The sequence below is a fragment of the Flagellimonas aurea genome (genome assembly GCF_017313785.1).
In the GTDB taxonomy this organism is placed as follows: Bacteria; Bacteroidota; Bacteroidia; order Flavobacteriales; family Flavobacteriaceae; genus Flagellimonas; species Flagellimonas aurea.
The window spans coordinates 76022-94949 of record NZ_JAFLNL010000013.1 but is presented as its reverse complement, the minus strand read 5'-3'; the positions used below and the strand labels follow the sequence as shown (position 1 = coordinate 94949).

Here is an 18928-nt window from a genome sequence, read left to right as displayed (position 1 = left end):
AGGTGTGCGGTTGAAAAAGAAGACAGTCAGCTAAGGCAGGAACTTTATAGGTCCGAAATGATGCAGGAGAGATTTAGGGTAGTAGTTTCAATGCCTCATTTCCCAAGAATTTTATTAATTCTTTGAAGCCCATGGCTATCATTTCTTTTTCCCAAATGTCGTATACTTTTTTCGTTAAGACACCTCCTTTTTTTCTTAACATAATATATAATTGCCTACCAACCTTAATAACTTGCTTTTTAGAATAAATTCCTACTTTGGATTTCAAGGAATGTGCTTCATTAATAATTGGGTCATCTTCTTTTACCCCAGCCTCAATTAAAGCTTTAATGCCTATATCCAACGAATGTTCAATTAATATTTGACGTTTTATATCAAATGGGGCAGAATCAGCATCTTCCTCGACAATTTCAAACCAATCATAGAACTCTTGATTGTATTGTTGGTCTATGCTGTCTTCATTTGGGTGAATAGGCTTTTTACCGAGGTGTTTATTGATTAATTCAATCCACGCATTAAAAACCCTTTCAAGATTCTTATGGTCAGAATTCAGAATCTCGCTGTTGTTGCTCCGGGCATTCTTTGGTGCCCTTGTTATACTAAAAACTAAATTATTTCCTTTTTCAATTGGCTTACTAATTTGAAATAGAAAATTAGGATAGTCACGAATTGGCCTGATGATAATTTCATTCTCAGAATCCTTCTCTATATAAATCACATCTGATTTGGATTTGACAGTTTCTCTAATCTTAGCATATGTGTTTATAAGAACACTATGAAAAAACAAGGTCATATCCTTTTCATCCATTGTATTAATTGTTTATTATTTCAAATTTAATTTTTTAGACCTTAACAAGTTCCCACCCATCCCTGGGCAACATTTCGAACTGTTCGACCTTCATCAGCTTTAGAATGTACCCTGAAGGGTAGCGGTGGCATAAAAATATACAGTCATCGTTGGCCTCAAGGTAGAATCCTTCCATGCTAATGGGGCGCTGTTCCACCTTCATTTGTTCCAAGGCGATTTCATACCGGTACGCCCCGATTTCTCGCATCAAAATTTTGATGGCCTTTTTGTCCGAATTCCTGTACTTGATATGCTTCATTGGATATAATCCCAAAATTAGGATTTATTCCAATACATAATCAATTGTGTTGATAAGTTAAAACAGACTCCCCTGTTGGTTGAGTTCCGGATAATCCTTCTTTTCAATGGCCAGCTTATTGTTGGTGTCGATCCCTCTTTTGTACAAATCGCGTGAGACCGTATAGGCTTCGATTTCTTTGGTGGTAAATGCGGATTTCATAAGTTCCTTGATACCTGGTTCATGCAGATCGGGGAGGAGCCAATCCTCTTCCCAGTGTTGGTCCAAGATCAACGGCTGCCTTTTCTTTTGGTTGTGTATCTGCTCAAACTGTTCATTGGCCGGCATGGTAATAATGGTACAGCTATAGAGGTCGTCATCCAGCTCAGAGTAGAGACCGGCAAAGGCGAAAAGGGAATCATCCTTGTAGTGGCAGAAATAGGGGTAGGATACTTTTTTGACGTGATGAGGTTCATGGAAACCATCGGCAATTATCAAACAGCGCTTGTCATGGATAGAGTGCTTGTAGGTATTGCTGGAAAAAACGGTTTCACTTTTAGCGTTGAGGGTATTGTACCTTTTATGGAATGCATCGGGGTCATCCATCCCAAAGGGAGGAACATAGCCCCACATGGCAGGAAGCAGTTCATCGGGATATTCCATGGGCACGATATACAAGTTGCCATGGGTAAAACCGTTCATATGATAGTAAGGGGTATACTCTAGTTCAATTTGCAGTCTCGCCCTGAACCTTTCTTCGACTTCTTCCTTGGTCTTCCGTAATGTGGTGGAGTAGCACATGACATAAAGATAAATTATTTAGGGTCATTTTGATTTTTAAGAGCGGTGAAATTTAAACTGAAAAGAGACCTTGCCAAAAATCAGCTCATCCCAAGCATTTAGTATTCATTGGATTTTATCCTTTGTTCCGAAATTGGTTCACTTCATTTATAATGAAAGTTATCCATGCGGACAAAAGCCTCCTCAATATTTTGGTCATGGCCAATAACAGTTCAGTCATAATAGAAGGATTTAATAAGTGATTGTAATAGAGCCAGGGCAATAGCGGACTGACTTTCCGTTCTTTTGGCATAATTAGCTTCCACATTATTTGAGATAAATCCGGTTTCCAAAAGGAGGGAGGGGCATTGCCCGTGGGTATCCCGTAACACCTGAAAGTTGTCATATTTGACACCCCTGTCATAAATTCCCAATCGATGCTGTAACTGGTCGGCCAAATTGGCGGCCATAATTGTGGTTTTCGGATTGACCTGCCCATGGAACAAAAAGATTTCAAAGCCTTGGGCATTCTCATTCGGGGCTTGGTTGCAATGGATGGACACAAAGGCATCCGCTCCAAGTGCCTTAGCCAGCCTAGTGCGAGTACCCAAAGAGACCAAGGTATCGGAATAGCGGGTCAGGTAGATTTCCAAACTGTCCTGGAACAGGCTCCGGTTCAATAACAGGCATTGTTTGGCTATATCCAAGACCACTTCCTTTTCCAAAACACCGTTTGTCCCAATGGCTCCGGAATCGGGACCTCCATGGCCGGGGTCGATGACCACAATGGGCTTTTGCGCCATTGCTGTTGAACAGCAAACGAACATTGATATGGAGTACAGGTATAGTTTCATAGTGGAAGACTTTTGTTTGAACAATTTCCAGCGATACGATGATTTTGGTGCCAATATTTCAATAATTAACAGCTTCAAGTGTTAAAAAATGTGATTTTTAAAGCCTTTTCTCCATATCACTGGAAATTCCACATCGGAAATCCCATTGGGCGATACAACCAGCTCTAAGGGCATTTCAATCAATCATCACGAACAGGTTCCATTCCCATAGTATGGCGTTGGGGCCCATCAAAAAACGAACGGTCATGAAAAACTTTAAAAAATCAGTAGTACTTGCTCTTGGACTTCTTATCTCCCAGACCAGCTATCCCCAAATCGGGGGAATCGAGGATTCGGTTGCGGATATCTCGGATACCATCCGGGCCATTTTCCCCATCATCCTGGGCGTGATCTTCCTCATAGGCTTTCTTTTCAACGCGGGCCATTTCTTTGGGGAGAACGCCGACCTCAAAAAGGGGATTACCCGTGTTCTCGTCTTTGTGCTCATTGCCGGGGCGGTCGTGGGCATCTTTACCTATCTCATCGGTATTGTCGTATAAGCCACAAGCAACTTTTTTAGTCAACAATAACATGATATGAAACAGTATAGTGTTTATCGAAACATCCGTGTCCGTGCCTTGATCTTTGGATTGCCCGTGGCTTTTTTTGCCCTCCAGATGATGGCCGTTGTGGGCTCCCTCATAGCGGTCATCTTCTCCTTTAATTTAATCCTCCTCATTTTGATGGGCATTGGCAATACAGTACTCTATGGCACATTGCTCAAATTGGTCCAAGAACCAAGACTGCTACAAATAGGGGTTTCATTCCCCCATATCATCTCCAATAAAAAAATATCGTCCTATGAGCTCTACGATGAACTTTCATGAAAGCTATCCCATCGTGGATATCGATCGGAACAGGGTATTGGCCAACAATGGTAACATTGCCTACGCTTACCGGGTAGAACTTCCCGAAATCTATTCATTGTCCGAGGCAGATTTCGAAGAGCTGCACGGCCACTGGTTCCAAGCCTTGAAATCCTTACCCGTGGGTACTATGATCCACAAGCAGGATATTTACCAAAAAGTATCTTATGATGCCGGTCAACTGCCCGGAAGTTCCTTTTTGGCAAAGGCCACAAGGAACCATTTTGAGGGCAGGGAACACCTTTCCCATAAATCCCTGATCTTTTTTATCTGGCCCAAGAACAGGGCCATCAATAGCTCCGCGCTGATCAATCCCTTTGCCAAAGTATCCAAAAAGTTACCGCAGACCCTTGGGGAACAAGTGGAAGAGTTCGGCAAAGCGGTCAGGGATGCGGTTGGATATCTCAACAATTCCCCAAAACTCAAACTATTGCCGTTCAATCAGGCCGCTATGATCCAATATACGGATGCCTATTTCAATGGGTTTAACGAAGGATTCGATACGGACATGGTATTGGAAAAGGACAGGGTCCAGGTCGGCGAGCATCGGTTTGGGGCCATGGCCGTGAACAATGAAGCTTGTTTTGGGGATACCGTGCAGACCAGTCGGCCCAACGAACAATATACCGCAGATGGGTTTTTGTTCCACCAAGGTTTTATCGATGGGTTCGGGCTTACCTTTCCTGGAAATCATATCGTCAACCAGATCATCCATTTGGATGATCGGCACAAATGGCGCAGACTTCTCGAAAAACGGTTGGAGGAACTCTCCAAGAGCAGCAATTTCGGTTCTCGGAACAAACTGCTATATGATAGGGTATCGGATACCCTTTCCAAGCTCAACCAAGATGATTCATCATTGATCATCAGGGGCCAATTGAACGTGCTTTGCTGGGCCAAGAGTGAAAAGGGTTTGGATCGATCGTTGTCGGAACTCACTGCCCGTTTCAAGGAATTGGATATTCAACCGTACAGTCCAGTGAGCAAGTCACGTATCCATTATGTACTCAACAGCTATCCCTTGTTTTCCTCCAATTTTGGCGATACCGACCTTTATGTCACCGATCTAAAACATGCACTCTGTCTATGGATCAATTCCACGAATTATCGCTCTGATAAAAAGGGAATCATTTTCAATGACCGTCTGGAAAACATACCAGTGGTCAAGGATGTATGGGACGAGGGAAAGCATCGTATCAAGGCCCGGAACTTTGCCATATTCGCTCCTACGGGAGAGGGCAAGTCCTTTTTGGCCAATAATATCCTACGGCAGTATTTTGAGCAGGACGTCCGCTTAGTTATCATCGATTTGGGCGGTAGTTACGCCAAGTTTGCCCAATTATATCCGGAAGAACACATCATCCTCAAATACGAACCCGGTAAAGACCTCGGCATCAATCCCTTTTATAAAACCCCTGGCGACGGTGTCGCCGCGGAGTGGCTGGAGGACCTTACGAATTTTTTGATGGAGCTCTATGCTTCCAGCGATGCTATGGGCAAGGCACAGCAGGTGGCCCTGAAGAAAATCCTTCGTTCCTATTATGAAAAGGTCAAGGAGGGGCATTCGCTCGAAGGGCTGTATACCTACATCCAAGAACACCAAAATACGTTATTGGAAACCTTGGGCATTGACCCCGGTTATTTCAACCTGACCAATTTTTTGCACATCCTTTCCGAGTATGTGGGCGATGGCATTTACAGCTTTCTTTTTAAGGTCGGGGAGGACCGATCTCACCGATTGGAAGACAAGCGGCTGATCATATTCGAATTGGACGAGGTCAGGGACAACCGTGAGGTCTTGTCCGTGATGCTCAAGCTCATCAAGTCTGCCATCCAACGGACCATTTGGCAAAACCGAAGCGAGCGGGGCATCATCCTATTCGATGAATTTGCCAAACAGCTCAAGTTTCCCAATGTTCTGGAGAGCGTGGAGTTTTACTATCAGGCCATCAGAAAGCAGAACGGCGCCATTGGCATTGTACTGCAGTCCATCAACCAATTGCCAGAGAACCATACCTCGGCCACCATCTTGGAGAATACCCAGGTCATCTATAGCCTGCGGAACGAAAAGGGCTATGATGTGCTCCGGCAACGCCTCAATTTGAGCGCCCACGACCTGAACCAGCTCCGGTCCATCAGGAACGACCTGAAAGGCGAACGCAAGTACACGGAGATCTTTATCAAGATTGGGTCAGAGAGCAATATCTACCGCTTGGAAGTGCCCCCAGAGGCCTATGCCGCCTACCTCACCGACGGTACCGAAAACCGGGCCATTATGGCGCTTTATGAAAAGGCCCATAATATGGAGTTGGCCATCCAAGCATTCATCCATCAGAAAACACTGCAACATGAAAACAACTAAAAACCAATCCATGAAGAAGGTGCCCTTTTCAATCATTGTGGCCCTGACCCTCCTGCTTTTATGGCCCGGCCGTGCTACGGCCCAGGGGATGCCGGTGTACGACAATACCAACTTTATATCCTTGGCCAAACAGCTGGTTGAATCCGCCAAGCAGACCGCGGAATTATTAAAGATGGTGGAACAGCTCAATGCGGTACGAGAAAAGATAGAAAAGGTCAACAATGCGGTGAGGCAGTACCAAGCGGTCCGGGACATTACCCGCAACAACGAACAACTCTTTGAGATGGTCCGGGACGATCTGAGGGAAGTCTTGAACTCCCCTTATATCCATGGCGATGAAGTCGAGATTATATCAAATGCCTTCAACGGTATCATGGAACATTCCCTGGACCAATTGGATTTTATGGGGCACGTGCTCAGCAATGACTTTTTAAACATGACCGACGCCGAACGGCTGGACATATTGGAGGCCCAACGGGTGGAATCCCGAAAAATGTTGGCCGATATCAAGCATCGGAAAAAACGGTATGACATGATCATTTCCTTTCGGAAGATGCAGGCCTTGTTCAAGGACAGGAAACCCAACTATTAAACTAGAACGATATGGGACTTGAATATGTGGATGCGGTCTTCCAGACCATCAAGGACAGCAGTTTTGCCACCTACACCATTGGTGGGATGAAGGCCTTGGCCATACTGTTCTTTTTGGTCAATATCATCAAAAAGTATTATGAGGGCGGAGCGATGCGCACAGGACTCACTTGGGGACTGACGCCTAGCGATCTGATTCGGAATTTTGCGGTGGTATTGGTGGTGTTGTTCTCAACAGAAGTGTTGGGCGCCTTTGACACCATTTTAGTGGCAATTGAGAGCCAATATAGGGATACGGCACCTGAACTATTGCCACTTGCCCTTCAGGAAGTGGAAGTCGAGGAGGAGACAGGTCTCTTGGATGCGGCCACCAAGGCCATGGGCCTATTGTACGAATGGCTGGCCACACCCTTGATAGGTTTAAGGACCCTGGCTTGGGCCGGGAGTTTGGTGCTTTGGGTGTTGGATCTGTTCATCTATCCGCTCTTTTTGGCCGAACGTTATTTTATCCTTGGGGTGATGCAGGCCTTTTTCCCCTTGGTCATTAGTATGGCGGTCTTTGAGAAGTTCAGGGAAATGGGCTATCGCTTCTTCCGCTTGTATGCAGCGGTGTATATGATCGTCCCGGCCTTCTTTTTGGTCAATGTCTTTGTCAATGCCCTCTATCAAGAAATCACGGACAATTTTTGGCCCAATCTCTTTGGAACGGACTTTGGCAGCGAGCTGTTCGGCCCCTTGATCGAACTGGCGGGGATAGGGTTTATTGTACTGCTGAAGTTCAAGCTCTATAAACGGGCGACCACCTTCACCTTCCGACTTTTTGCTGGGGGCGCCTAATCCATAATCATTATTGAAAACAAACCGATATGAAAAAAGTATACAAAAACATTACCGACGTATTGCGCCTGAACCGTTTTATAGTGTTGGCCGTGGTCGTTTTCTGTCTCTTGACAAGCGGCATTTCGATGGGACTACTGTACCATTATCAAGAGAAATTATTGAACGCTGCCTTTGCGATAGATGCGGAAGGCACGATACTGCCATTGCAGCTGGTCGGCCAAGAAGAGAAACGGGAGGTGGAGGCTTTGGCCCATATTGATCTGTTCCACCGGCTTTTTTATGGTATTGATGATAGCAATTACCGCGACCATCTGGATAAGGCCTTGTGGCTAGGGGACGCTTCGGTGGATGCTATTTACCGACAAAAAAAGTCGGATGGGGTCTATAACCGTCTGTTGCAGTTTTCCTTGCGGCAAGAGGTTGCACAGGTGGACATTGAACTGGACTTGGACAAGGAGCCTTATCGTTTTAGGGCGAGGACGGTGTTTGAGGTCCATCGAGGAGCGGTCACGGACCGCTACCAATTGGTTACCTCAGGCGAACTTATTGTAGTGGACAGGAACTTTCCACACAATCCACATGGACTGTTGATTACCGATTTTTTTGAAGATTCCCTCCGTCAACTTGAACCAGAAAACAATTAGTGTCATGATGAAACTGGATAGAAACAAATTGTTGTTTATAGGGCTGCTTATCAGCATTTGTGGGTTTATTATTCTCTATGCCCTGCAGATGGGGGAAACCTCGAAAGATGAGGAGATAAGGCAACCAAGGGTGCCGGAACTGGTAGAGGAACCAGAAGAGTTCAGCTCAAAGCTAGAGGCCGTCGACGCCATCAAGGACGAACGCGAACGAACAAAGCCCAGTCTGTACGGGGAAGAGTATATTGATTCCACCGGGACCTACGACCCGGAATTACAGGAAGAACAGCGCCGGCGTATTGTGGACAGCATCTATAGGGAGGGACGTATTGATTATGGGGCGGGCACTTACCGAAAGCCTAAAATAAAAACCCAACAAAGAGGTAACATCAAAACTGAAAACCCCGACCCAAAGCCAAAACCAAAACCCATTGATTTTTCCAAGGCCCATACCGCTTTTTTTGGCTCTGAAATACTTCAGCCTGATAGTGTTCAACCTCCCGTTGCCATTAAGGCCGTAATTAACGGTGAGCAACGGGTGCGGGCCAAAAACCGTCTTGAGCTTCGGTTAATGGAAGATGTTGTATTCAACAGTAGGCTTTTTAAGCGGAACACCTTGCTCTATGGCTTTGTCTCCTTTCGGGCCAATCGGGTCTTTCTGTCCATTGACCATATCGGCCAGCATCCTGTCTGTTTAAAGGCCTACGATACCATGGACGGGGGAGAAGGTATCTATGTGGAGAACAGTTATCGCGAAGAAGCAACACGAGAGGTGCTGGACGATGCTGTTCAGGATATCAGCCTTCCGGGCATGCCCCAATTGGGAGGCATCAAACAGGTGTTCCGACGCTCCAATCGTACCGTGCGTGTTACCGTTCATGATGGTTATCAACTCATACTCAAATCAGAAAATCAAATCCTATGAAAATGCTTCAATATTTACTGGTGCTTTTTTGGTCAATTGCTACGGCTAATGCCCAAGCGGACACTTTATATGTCAACGACACCCATGTTTTGTCCCTGATATTCCCAAAGTCGATATCACGGGCTGTCACTGGGCATTCCAATTATAGATTAGGCTATAACAAAGAAACTCCCGAAAGGGTAGGACTTTTGCAAGGAAACCAAGGTTCTGACAGCAATCTGCTGGTGGTGACCGAGGATGGTCTGGCCTATTCCTATTATCTGGCCTATCGAAAACAGCTAAAGGAAAGCCATAGGTTTATCAATGAGAGCGAGGCTATTGGCAATGTCCTGCCCGAAAAGCGTAAGGATGAAATGGCCCAAAAGAAAAGAAGAAGATTCCAAACCGTTACACCGTCGGACAGTCTTCAGTATCGCAAGGCCAGCTGCTATTTTTTGGAACGAAATACTACCGTGATGAAGGCCAAACGCAAGGATGGCATGGTCCTTCGACTTCGTGATGTGTCCTATTTTGGTAAGGAAACCTATATCGTTCTTGAGATTGAAAACAGGTCCGATATTGATTTTGAGGTGGATTTTGTCCAGCTGTTCAAGGTGAATGGGAACCGAAGAAAGAAGTCCTCTTATCAGAAACTTTCTCTGGAACCAATTTACAGATATAACAAGCTTTCCATTGTCAAGGTAGGCCATGTGGAGCGTTTTGTTTATGTGGTACCCAAGTTTACCTTGAGCGGTAAGGAACGTCTAATGATAGAGCTACAGGAAAAAAGCGGCAGTCGCAAACTGGTGTTGAAAGGGAAAAGGTATCATAGGCCCACTTGGGGTTCTAATACCAAATGGGAAAGCAAGGGACCAAATAGGATATTGGAACCGAAGCTTTTTACGCGCCATTAAACCCTTGGATACCGATTTTCCAAAGCACTTCTTTGCACGATGCATATGCGGTTGCGGTTCGGTTTTTCGTTTATAATATAATCGAATCACCGCCTCACTGCTTTAGGTAGTGCCATGTGCAATAGGGTTGTTTTCCATGAAATAGGTCTACAACCTTAGGAGGGGGGAGGTTGAAGAAGGTATGGTTTTTTCACTGGCACCTCTTCAAATGGAGAACTCCGTTCAATTTAACTCTACTTCCTCGCCATCGGCCAATATTTTGCACTGATTTAAAAGCCCATGGGACTTTAGATATTCAGTAAGCATGGTCCTATCCTCCCTGCATGGACTTACCGCCTCCATATGGGTTATCCAAATGGATGACTTTGGCGCGTATTCACAAAGCGCTTTGATGTCTTCCCCTGTCATGGTGACGGGGTCTCCGATGGCAAAGGTGGCTGCACCACCAGCCACAATGATATGTTGGGGCCGGTGTTTATTGATGGCTTCCTTAACCTCAGGGCACCATATGGTATCCCCTGCGATATAAAGTTTTTGACTAAGGTGCTCAAGTACGATTCCGTTGACCTGACCCATATGTTTCCCTATGTCACCGGTGCCATGCTGTCCATTGGTCAAATGGAGCTGAATGTCATCACGTATTATTTGGTCTTTGAGTAAATCAATATTTTGAAAGCCATAAGAAGCTATGGTTTTTGCCAAAGGTTCAGGGCATATGATTGTGGTTGTCTTCTCGATTAAACGAATGGCTGCCTCATCCCAATGGTCCGGATGCAGATGCGAAACAAAGACGGCATCAATGCATTTCAGTTTTTTTCTTAGTTCCTCTTCAGAGAAGGGCAAGGGGACCAATGGATTTTCACGTTGATCATTGGTAAAGGGAAAAGGACCGACCGCTCCTTTTTCTCCCAGCATGGGGTCGATCAGTATGTTGGTTTTTCCGACTGCAATCTGGATGGTGGCATTGCGCCATAACTGTATGTGCATAGGATAGGGTTTAAACATTTTATTCATTAAAGTCCGCCTCAGCTCCATTAGTATCTAAGGGACGTCATCTTTATTTTGGTAAACCTAGCTGAGTCTTGATAAATGAGCAAGAAGGTTACTTTTAGGTAACTTTGTTTTATGGATAAACCCGCGATGGACTACAAGGATTTTGAGAATTGTGGATTAAAGAAGGCGTTGACCATGCTTTCGGGAAAATGGAAACCCATGATCTTGCATTATTTGTTCTACCATGGGGAATTCAGGTTCAACGACCTCTGGCGATCGATGCCTAGAGTTTCTAAAAAGGTTCTTGCAGACCATTTACGGCAAATGGAGTCTAAGGGCATCATCAAGAGACGTGAAACAAACGGCTTTCCACCCGAGGTGAATTATGCCCTCACGGAAAAGGGTAAGTCTTTGGGGCCTATCCTCGCCGCGTTGGAGAAGTTCGGGAATAACTGACCTTTTTTGCTTAGGATTGTTGTTTGGTTTTGGTCTGTTCTATGATTACCCGATCACCTTTAGATGTGGGCTCTGAGATTACAATAAATTCCAAATTTGTGCTGCCCTCGTTTCGAATTTGGTGGATAACTTGACTTCCGATATGTATCCCTTCCCGTTCGCCAATGTGCATAGTTGTATTGTCCAACTCAAAAACTGCACTACCCTTTAGAATATAGAAGAATTGCTGAGCTTTGTTATGGTAATGCTTGACCTCAGATGTGTTGGGCGGCATGGACTCTTCTATGATACTCAATCGGTCATTTTTCAATAGATGCCAACCATGGCAATTGTCTCCCCAAATGTAGTGTTCCGAGTTTGCACGTTTTTTTTTCATGGTCATTTCTATATCAAGGTTGGTTTCGATGATTAGTTACGGCCAATTTTATCATTTGATTTAATAAAACATACCGCACTTTACCGATTCCTCAAAATATTGTTTGATTGTTATTCCAAATGGTTTAGAAATAAAATTCAGGCCACTCAAACATAAGGAATTAAAAATTGTGATGATTTAACGAAGGGATGTCTATGTTAAAATTGTATATTACTATAAAATTATTGTTATGTCAGTCAGGTATTTAGCTATACTTCTGATGCTGTTTTTCTGTTTGGGATGCAGTGATGATGATGTGGTGACCAATGTAACGCTAATGGGTTCTTGGGAGTTGGTTTCGTACTTCAATGAAAGTACGGGAGAAAATATAAATACCCCTAACAGGGGTGATGTTATCCGAATCACGTTTAAGGAAGATGAATTTGATGGTTCAACGGCACGGAACACTTTTTTCGGGGAGTATGCTTCGGGTACAGGTAGTTTGACATTTCTTTCGCTGAATGGAACCGAAGTAGCCGAAAGTGAGTGGGGGATGCGTTTTTATCAGACCATCGCTTCGACCTATGACTCGAGTCGGGAAGCATTTATAATGAATTATGCAATAGATGGGAATATATTAAACATAGGATATGAAACATCAAAAGTCATGAAGTTCAAGGCTATAAGATTGAGCAGGTAGTTTACAGAAGTTTTTCAGCACCAACACATAAGGTTAATTTCACCTTCCTTTACTATTTTTAGGGGCTCTAATCAACAAAAAGACATCTTCTTTTTTAGGTATCATAAAAATGAGATTCACGAGTAAGATGTTCATCTTCATACCGTTTTACTGGTCAAGTATATAAGGTTATTTTTGATTGGTATGTCTTATTCTATCCGCAATGGCTTCAATACCTTCACGTTCACCAGTTTCTATATATCTTGCTGCGATGGTATTACAAGAACTACACCAGCCCTTTAGAATGACATCGTTTACGTCGTTGATATAGCTTTTGTAATTAACCAGACGTTTGTCTTTTGACCCACAGTTACAAAAAATGCTGTTTACGCATAGTTCAATCGCTTTTTTGTACGAGGACCCGAGCATCAATTGCAATTGGAGTGGACCTATTTCGACTTCATCTGCATGAATTATGTGCTCAGTTCGCTTTTTTACCATCTCTGAATATATTTTGGGGTGTTTCTATCATCGCCACCACAAACGAGTCGCAATTAAAATGGACCGATTGTTCCATGTACATGATTTTTAAATTGTAATTTCTGCTATAAATTCCAAGGTGAAAACTTCCTCTATTTGGAGTTCTTTGTTATTCTGCAATATCCCTGTTGGAATATAATAAAAAAGATCGCAGGGGATATTTTTTCGTTGAGCAGAAATATCCAAGGTAACAACATCAGTTTCGTTCAGTTTAATGATATATTGAAAAGTAGACTCATTCGGGATATACAGCTTGATTGTATTGTCGAACTTTCTGATATCGGAATCTGGAACTGCAAATTCATTGGGCGGATTGTATCTGTAGCCCAATCCTTTTAGGAGTATTATTTCGTTCGGGTCAATGGTTCCGTTCCCAATTAGATTATCTCCATTTTGATCGATCAGTCTGACATACAACGAAGGGAAGCCAGGATCAAAAAGCGCGCAGTCTATACCGCCATCATTTTCGGAGCAATTAGACAACATAAAAGCCATTATAATCAAAGGCACAATTTTTTTCATTGATCATTTGGATTGGGTTCGTGCTCGATTCAATGAATCAAAACTAATTCAAGTAAAAATAGGCTAACTAAGGCAATCCATACAAATTACTTGGCACACAGCTATTTAAAAAAAAAGACCTCGCTTCGCTTACTATACGGTCAAAACACCTAGTTGCATGAGCCCATTGTATAGTCCTTGATGCCATTACACTCGGCTGTTGATGGGTTTTCGTAAGTAACACCATTGCACCCACAAACGGGGTTGATTTCAAAAGTTACTGCACAATTTTCTTTTTTCTCTTCACGGCACTCATCCTTGCTGCAGCTTAAAATGGATAGGCATATCCATAAAAGAACCAGCAAGTATAGTATTATTTTCCAGTGATATGTTTTCAATATGTTTTCGTCTATTAGCACATTAGTTTTTTTACCCACTTGTTTAAAGTTATCAATTATCCTTCATCGAAATGACTGTAATCCTTTCTTTTTCGACCAGATAATAGATGGTAATGTTTTTGTGTATTACAGCGCGTCGTAAGGATTTAAGTTTATGTGATTTTGGATAAAGCGTTGGTAAATGAAACACGGTTTTCTCAAATTGCTTTAAAAGTTTTTCAAACCAGACTAGGTCATCCTTTTTGCCGAACTTGCGATTAAGGTGTGATTTGATTTCCAATGCGTTGGAAACGGACTTTTTTGTCCAGGTGACTTCACAAATATTACCCATTGGCAATCTCCTTCCAAAACTCTTTTGAGTTCATTGTCTGTCCTTGTTCAAGGTCTCTTATGCCGGAGAGAATGTTTACCCGATCACTTTCTGTAAGTTCATCCCACCAGTCGCCAGACTTTCCTTCACTGGAAAGTTTTATAGAATGTAATAGCGCAATAATTGAATCATCGTTGAGGGATTCTATCCAAATTACCAGTTCTTTTTTTGTGGATTTTGAAGCTGACCTATTCATCAAAGAGTCATATTTAAAATGAAATTACAAAAATCGAAATAGTTGGGATATGGAAACCTATTTTGGATATTATTTCAAGTTTTCTTTTAGAATTTTCCATAATTCATCATGGGTGTTAGGAGAGATATGAGCAGAGCTATGGGGGACTGAGCCAAAGGTGTATTTATCAAAAAGGGTTCCCAATCGAACAAAAGACCTTCTTTTTGATCCTAATGGAAAATATCCTATTTTTCTGTAGTCTTTAAGTTCGTCGTTATTTAAGTGTCTAGGTCTTCCCAACATGATTAAATAAGGAGGGTCTATATACTCAACATATTCCCTAAACAGGGCTATTGAGTCCCTCCAATCCTGGTAACTTAAAAATTTCTCGTTTGGGGTTCTAAAAAAGCATTGATTACTGTAATTGACTTCATCAAAAGAGTATCCAAAATATTTGATCAAATAGGTGTTCACATGGGATTTAAACTTCCAGGTATTTTTATCAATATTTTCTGGATATGTTTTCTGTGCCTTGTGCCCTTCATAATTCGGGTCATTGCTAACGCCCCAATTCAATCCGAAAATGATTGGTTTATGCCTCAAAATGGGCCCGTTACAGATGGAATAAAACCAATTTTTATCTTTATTTTTAGTGTAGATTTCACTCTGATAAAACACCGTTTCCGTCTTTTCTTGTAGATTTTTGAAAAATTCTTGTTCGGTCATCGTTCTATTAAACTTCTATATGGATTTAACTTCTTCTAATAATTAAACGGAGAACTGTTTCAAATGATGATTTAGGTGATAAATAGCTAGTTCAACCCATCTATCGTAACTGATATTTCCAAAATAAGGATGTTCTGCAAATTGATAATCCTTGCCCAGATTTGAAAATTCTCGAATATGTTCTTTTAAGATGGTTTTGTCATTTTCAAAATTGGTAGGAAGAGTCCCTTCTCCCTCGATTTGACCGAAGCCTTTTGGTGCAGCTACGGTCTGTCCTGAACTTGAGAGTTCGAGGATTTCAGTCGGATTTATAGTACCATATTCATGTGCTTTCTTATTCCCAATGGCCATTCTAAAAAAATCAGTACAGTGACAAACCATTTGGCAAGCATTCATTTTACCAAATTTGGGCTCCTGGGAGACGTCCAAGTTGTCAATTCTTTTAAAAAAGTCTTCTACCTGTTTTGCGGTATAACTCATATTTCAACTTTTGTAAACAATCCGACCGCATCAGTTAAGGCCACTCCTTGGTCACCCCAACTAATTAATCGATATTAATAGGTTATAAGTTGGCCATTAGACTCCCTCTTATTGTCTCGATAATTCATATTTGTCTCCATTTGACTTGGTTAAAACCAATAAATTGCCTTTAATATCATAATTCCATTCATCACTCAATATCAGAGTCCAATCAAATTCAGCTGTCCAAGCACAGGCATTCTCGAAGGAAACAACATTTCTTGAAATCGAATAAGTACCATTACATAATGCAGGATATTTGGACCTTTCACTTTCACCCAACCAAGTCCCGCCATAAAATGTCAACTCAACATTTGAAACGATATCATCCCGCTCAAAAATCCCTTTATAAGTGCCATGAATCTCAGTTTCGTTATTTGCATTATCCTTATTACAACCGAAAATTGAAAGTATGATTATTGATAAGACTATTCTAGTTCCCATTTGATTCTGGTTTGTTGGTCATGCAATCGTTTGTTTGAACTTGCAATTATTTGTTTCTATTTAAAACACTAATCACCAATCTTTTTACCGTCTGCATTTCCTCTGGTTTACTGGAAGCGATAAACAGTGTTAGACTGGCCAAGGTATCACTGCTTATGATTGGTTTATCCAATTTAGAAACGAGCATGCTGTTTGCATTTAAAAATTTAAGGAAACAAGCGGCGGCTATTCGTTTATTACCATCAACAAAAGAGTGATTCTTTGTTATCAAATATAGGAGCGTGGCGGCTTTTTCTTCAATAGTGGGGTAAAAATCTTCTGTTTCAAAACCTTTGGTAATTTGAGCAAGGGAGCTTTGAAAATTTTCATCTTTCTCTTTTCCAAATAAGTCAGAATCAAATGCTGTAGCCATTTGTCGGATAAGTTCTTGATATTCCTCCATACTTGGAAAAACAGCTTCTCTTTTAGTTAACCCCTTAACATCAAGGTTTTCATGGTCATAGTCATCTAGTAATTCAAGGCCCTGAGCGAAATGCTTCAGCCATTCATTGTTTTCAAGTTTTGACTTTTCTTCCAGCGCTCTGCCCAATATGGATATACCGTTTTTTAGTATCTGGATTTCCTCTTCTTTTTGAGCTAATCTTTTTTCATTTACGGCATAGCCCTTTACCAAATAATCCTTTAAAATGCTGTTGGCCCAAATTCTAAATTGAGTTCCTCGCTTAGAATTAACCCGATAGCCAACAGAAATTATGGCATCTAGATTGTAAAAGAGCACATTGCGCCTTACCCGTCTTTTACCTTCTTTTTGAACTACCGAGTATTTCTCGGTAGTTGCTTTTTTATCCAGTTCCTTGGTCGCGAATATGTTTTTTAGGTGCAGACCTATAGTATCACTGTCCTTATCAAAAAGGTCTGCCATTTGTCTCTGATTCAACCAAATGGTGTCATTGTCCAACCGTATTTCTATATTAGGCTTATCATCGTACAATATAATATTTCCCCTTTCCATTTAGTTTTTGTCTAAAGGTACTAAATCGAAAAAAAGATAGTCAATTGTTCATTTAAACTTTTAGTAACGGACCTGTGAATGCGCAGTAGCCGATTTATAACTGCCAAATTTCAGGAAGGAAGAGCCTTAATTGAATGCAAAACGGTTTGAGTAACTAACGAAACCCTTAATGCTTATCCATCTTGTCACCGGTGTGCAACTCCCTAATTCGATAAAAACAGAGCAAAATATGGTGTTTTAGGGGATTTAGTATTTTATCATTGCTTTTGAAACAACCCCTTCACCTCCAAATGTATCCGCTGAAAATTGGCGGCAATTTCAGGGCTGTTTGAAGGGTGATTGGGCTTTGGCAAATCGCGTGCTGCCCTTGGCAGCGGAAACCGTACCTTTCTGTCCTTCCCATCGGAAAAGGCGATGAACTCTCCTTGTTTCAACCGAAAGAACTCCTCAGATCGGACCTTACCCACTTCCCGTTCAATATTGGTGATGCGGGTATCGGACGCCATAAAATCCGCTTTCTTGCTCACGCTCCGTATGGGTTTTTTAACCAATTCGAAAAAGCGTTCATAATAGTAGGCGGTGTCAGGATCATTGGCCTTCCCAAAAAACTGATAGGACAGGTTGGAGAGTATGGCCCTACTGGCCTTATCGCCATACATCATATCGTTCTGGGCCTTGTCCTGCATCACATAGACGGTGGTGATGTCATAGCTGCGGAGGGTGGCCGGAATACGGTGCATATTGAGCAACCGAATGGTCGGGGCCTCTTCCATCAAAACAAAGGACGAACGTTGCCCCCGAAGGCTCATCTGTTTGATAACGGTATGCAGAATGGTGGCGATGATGGGGGAATAGGCCGTTTCAAATTTGGGATGGTTGACGATGGATAGGACGGCAGGGTTTTTGGGATTATTGATATCCAAGTCCACTTCATCCGCAGAGAGGGCCATGAATATCCGTTGGGTCGATATTTTCTTGAGGGCATTGGCCAGCGTGGAAAGTACCCCTGCGGTCTGGCGTTCGGAGTCTTTGCCTGCGATAAAGGCATCGGCCATGGCTTTGGCCACGAGATCTTGGCTCAGCCATTGGATGAGATGTTCAGGCTCCAATAGTTGGTATACCGCGATAAGATGGGGGAGAGTACAGTATTTGGGATGATGGGTGCGAAGCATCCAGACCAATCCTCCCAGCAGTCCCTCGACAGCATCGTTGAAGAACTTGGAGGAACCCTGGGCCACCGACTCTCGTTGTTCAAGAAGGTTTTCCAGTAGGACCCGGGAGACCTCGTTCACACTTTCCTCATCGGGCAGGTAACGGGGCGCAATGGGATTCACCCGTTTGTGGATGGTATCGAAGGACACGATATGAAAAGGAATGCCTTGGTCATGGAAGAGGGGATAGGCCAGTTCGGTGATCTCAAAGTGTTTGTAGTCATGGATGACCCCGCAAAAGCTATGTTTCTGAAAGTGCATTAACAAGCCATAGACCACGGATTCCGTTTTCCCACTTCCTGCAGAACCAATAATGGAAATCCCCCGCCGTATGTTTTTAAGGGTGAGGGAGCCGCTGCGCAGTGGCAGCCTGGCTTGGTATTTCGGGGGTATCGCATCTTCCTCTTCCCGTAAATGCAGCAAAAGCCCGATAAGCATGTTCAGGAAGAGGGAAGGAAGTAGTGCGTACAACAGTAAGGGTACTATAATGCCCCATCCCAAGAAATAAACAAATAAGGCCCCTTCCAATAGAAACAGCCCTAATACCATCAGAACACCACATCGGTGGACATATTGAAAGAGTAGCATGCCCAATCCCAAAGGAAGGAAAAGCAGCCACCAATAGCTGGTAAAAAATGCATCTAGATGATTAAGTAATTCCAAAGACATAGGG

24 protein-coding genes are annotated in these 18928 nt (G+C 42.8%); 10 read left to right on the top strand and 14 right to left on the bottom strand.

Annotated elements, in window-relative coordinates; genetic code table 11:
• Positions 1–73 precede the first annotated feature (73 nt).
• The 4 genes from J0656_RS17955 to J0656_RS17940 form a co-directional block, all read right to left on the bottom strand.
• A complete protein-coding gene (locus tag J0656_RS17955) occupies positions 74–808 on the bottom strand; it encodes a hypothetical protein (RefSeq protein WP_207036341.1) in 735 nt (244 codons plus the stop codon).
• 34 nt (positions 809–842) lie between these two features.
• The gene (locus tag J0656_RS17950; protein WP_207036339.1) at positions 843–1106 is read right to left on the bottom strand and encodes a hypothetical protein; all 264 of its coding nucleotides are present in this window, start codon (positions 1104–1106) and stop codon (positions 843–845) included.
• A 57-nt stretch (positions 1107–1163) separates the two neighbouring features.
• Entirely contained in the window at positions 1164–1886 is a 723-nt protein-coding gene (locus J0656_RS17945) for an SOS response-associated peptidase (protein ID WP_207036338.1), read from the bottom strand.
• Positions 1887–2098: 212 nt separating this feature from the next.
• Positions 2099–2719: an N-acetylmuramoyl-L-alanine amidase family protein gene (locus J0656_RS17940; protein ID WP_207036336.1), complete on the bottom strand. Its 621-nt coding sequence runs from the start codon at positions 2717–2719 to the stop codon at positions 2099–2101.
• Positions 2720–2964: 245 nt separating this feature from the next.
• Here J0656_RS17940 and J0656_RS20240 point away from each other — a divergent pair, with 245 nt between their 5' ends.
• From J0656_RS20240 to J0656_RS17900, 8 genes are read left to right on the top strand one after another with little or no spacing between them, the layout of a single operon-like run.
• Positions 2965–3258, top strand: coding sequence for a hypothetical protein (locus J0656_RS20240; protein WP_225605852.1), 294 nt, complete (start codon positions 2965–2967; stop codon positions 3256–3258).
• A 36-nt stretch (positions 3259–3294) separates the two neighbouring features.
• Positions 3295–3585: a hypothetical protein gene (locus tag J0656_RS17930; protein WP_207036332.1), complete on the top strand. Its 291-nt coding sequence runs from the start codon at positions 3295–3297 to the stop codon at positions 3583–3585.
• Complete coding sequence (locus J0656_RS17925; protein WP_225604916.1) at positions 3560–5986, top strand: TraG family conjugative transposon ATPase; 2427 nt, start codon at positions 3560–3562, stop codon at positions 5984–5986. Before J0656_RS17930 ends, J0656_RS17925 begins: the two co-directional genes overlap by 26 nt.
• Positions 5973–6578, top strand: a complete 606-nt coding sequence (locus J0656_RS17920) for a coiled-coil domain-containing protein (protein ID WP_225604915.1) — start codon at positions 5973–5975, stop codon at positions 6576–6578. Before J0656_RS17925 ends, J0656_RS17920 begins: the two co-directional genes overlap by 14 nt.
• A gap of 11 nt (positions 6579–6589) precedes the next feature.
• A complete protein-coding gene (locus tag J0656_RS17915; protein ID WP_207036330.1) occupies positions 6590–7414 on the top strand; it encodes a hypothetical protein in 825 nt (274 codons plus the stop codon).
• 29 nt (positions 7415–7443) lie between these two features.
• Positions 7444–8061, top strand: coding sequence for a conjugal transfer protein TraK (locus J0656_RS17910; protein WP_207036329.1), 618 nt, complete (start codon positions 7444–7446; stop codon positions 8059–8061).
• A 4-nt stretch (positions 8062–8065) separates the two neighbouring features.
• The gene (traM, locus tag J0656_RS17905; RefSeq protein ID WP_207036328.1) at positions 8066–8983 is read left to right on the top strand and encodes a conjugative transposon protein TraM; all 918 of its coding nucleotides are present in this window, start codon (positions 8066–8068) and stop codon (positions 8981–8983) included.
• Between the two features lie 2 nt (positions 8984–8985).
• Complete coding sequence (locus tag J0656_RS17900; RefSeq protein ID WP_207036326.1) at positions 8986–9876, top strand: DUF4138 domain-containing protein; 891 nt, start codon at positions 8986–8988, stop codon at positions 9874–9876.
• A 222-nt stretch (positions 9877–10098) separates the two neighbouring features.
• On the opposite strand, the gene J0656_RS17895 is transcribed toward J0656_RS17900, so the two are convergent.
• Positions 10099–10863: an MBL fold metallo-hydrolase gene (locus J0656_RS17895; protein WP_207036324.1), complete on the bottom strand. Its 765-nt coding sequence runs from the start codon at positions 10861–10863 to the stop codon at positions 10099–10101.
• Positions 10864–11001: 138 nt separating this feature from the next.
• On the opposite strand from J0656_RS17895, the gene J0656_RS17890 reads away from it, so the two are divergent.
• Positions 11002–11325: a winged helix-turn-helix transcriptional regulator gene (locus tag J0656_RS17890; protein WP_225604914.1), complete on the top strand. Its 324-nt coding sequence runs from the start codon at positions 11002–11004 to the stop codon at positions 11323–11325.
• A 10-nt stretch (positions 11326–11335) separates the two neighbouring features.
• Here J0656_RS17890 and J0656_RS17885 read toward each other — a convergent pair whose 3' ends face one another.
• Positions 11336–11701: a cupin domain-containing protein gene (locus tag J0656_RS17885; RefSeq protein WP_207036322.1), complete on the bottom strand. Its 366-nt coding sequence runs from the start codon at positions 11699–11701 to the stop codon at positions 11336–11338.
• 229 nt (positions 11702–11930) lie between these two features.
• On the opposite strand from J0656_RS17885, the gene J0656_RS17880 reads away from it, so the two are divergent.
• Positions 11931–12380 carry an META domain-containing protein gene (locus J0656_RS17880; RefSeq protein WP_207036320.1) on the top strand — a complete coding sequence of 150 codons (450 nt, stop codon included), beginning with the start codon at positions 11931–11933 and terminating at the stop codon, positions 12378–12380.
• A gap of 168 nt (positions 12381–12548) precedes the next feature.
• Here the strand turns inward: J0656_RS17880 and J0656_RS17875 are convergent, their stop codons facing one another.
• The 8 genes from J0656_RS17875 to J0656_RS17840 all read right to left on the bottom strand — a co-directional run bounded on the left by J0656_RS17875 (position 12549) and on the right by J0656_RS17840 (position 18924).
• Positions 12549–12860 carry a hypothetical protein gene (locus J0656_RS17875; protein ID WP_207036319.1) on the bottom strand — a complete coding sequence of 104 codons (312 nt, stop codon included), beginning with the start codon at positions 12858–12860 and terminating at the stop codon, positions 12549–12551.
• 87 nt (positions 12861–12947) lie between these two features.
• Entirely contained in the window at positions 12948–13421 is a 474-nt protein-coding gene (locus tag J0656_RS17870) for a hypothetical protein (protein ID WP_207036317.1), read from the bottom strand.
• A 700-nt stretch (positions 13422–14121) separates the two neighbouring features.
• Entirely contained in the window at positions 14122–14364 is a 243-nt protein-coding gene (locus J0656_RS17865; RefSeq protein ID WP_207036314.1) for a hypothetical protein, read from the bottom strand.
• A 69-nt stretch (positions 14365–14433) separates the two neighbouring features.
• Complete coding sequence (locus J0656_RS17860; RefSeq protein WP_207036312.1) at positions 14434–15069, bottom strand: hypothetical protein; 636 nt, start codon at positions 15067–15069, stop codon at positions 14434–14436.
• Positions 15070–15111: 42 nt separating this feature from the next.
• The gene (locus tag J0656_RS17855; protein WP_207036310.1) at positions 15112–15549 is read right to left on the bottom strand and encodes a DUF1569 domain-containing protein; all 438 of its coding nucleotides are present in this window, start codon (positions 15547–15549) and stop codon (positions 15112–15114) included.
• A 108-nt stretch (positions 15550–15657) separates the two neighbouring features.
• Positions 15658–16032 (bottom strand): hypothetical protein, encoded by a 375-nt coding sequence (locus tag J0656_RS17850; protein WP_207036308.1) that lies wholly within the window; start codon positions 16030–16032, stop codon positions 15658–15660.
• Positions 16033–16078: 46 nt separating this feature from the next.
• The gene (rhuM, locus tag J0656_RS17845; RefSeq protein ID WP_207036306.1) at positions 16079–17044 is read right to left on the bottom strand and encodes a virulence RhuM family protein/type II toxin-antitoxin system death-on-curing family toxin; all 966 of its coding nucleotides are present in this window, start codon (positions 17042–17044) and stop codon (positions 16079–16081) included.
• 257 nt (positions 17045–17301) lie between these two features.
• On the bottom strand, positions 17302–18924 hold the full coding sequence (locus J0656_RS17840; RefSeq protein WP_225604911.1) for a type IV secretory system conjugative DNA transfer family protein: 1623 nt from the start codon (positions 18922–18924) through the stop codon (positions 17302–17304).
• Positions 18925–18928: the final 4 nt, after the last annotated feature.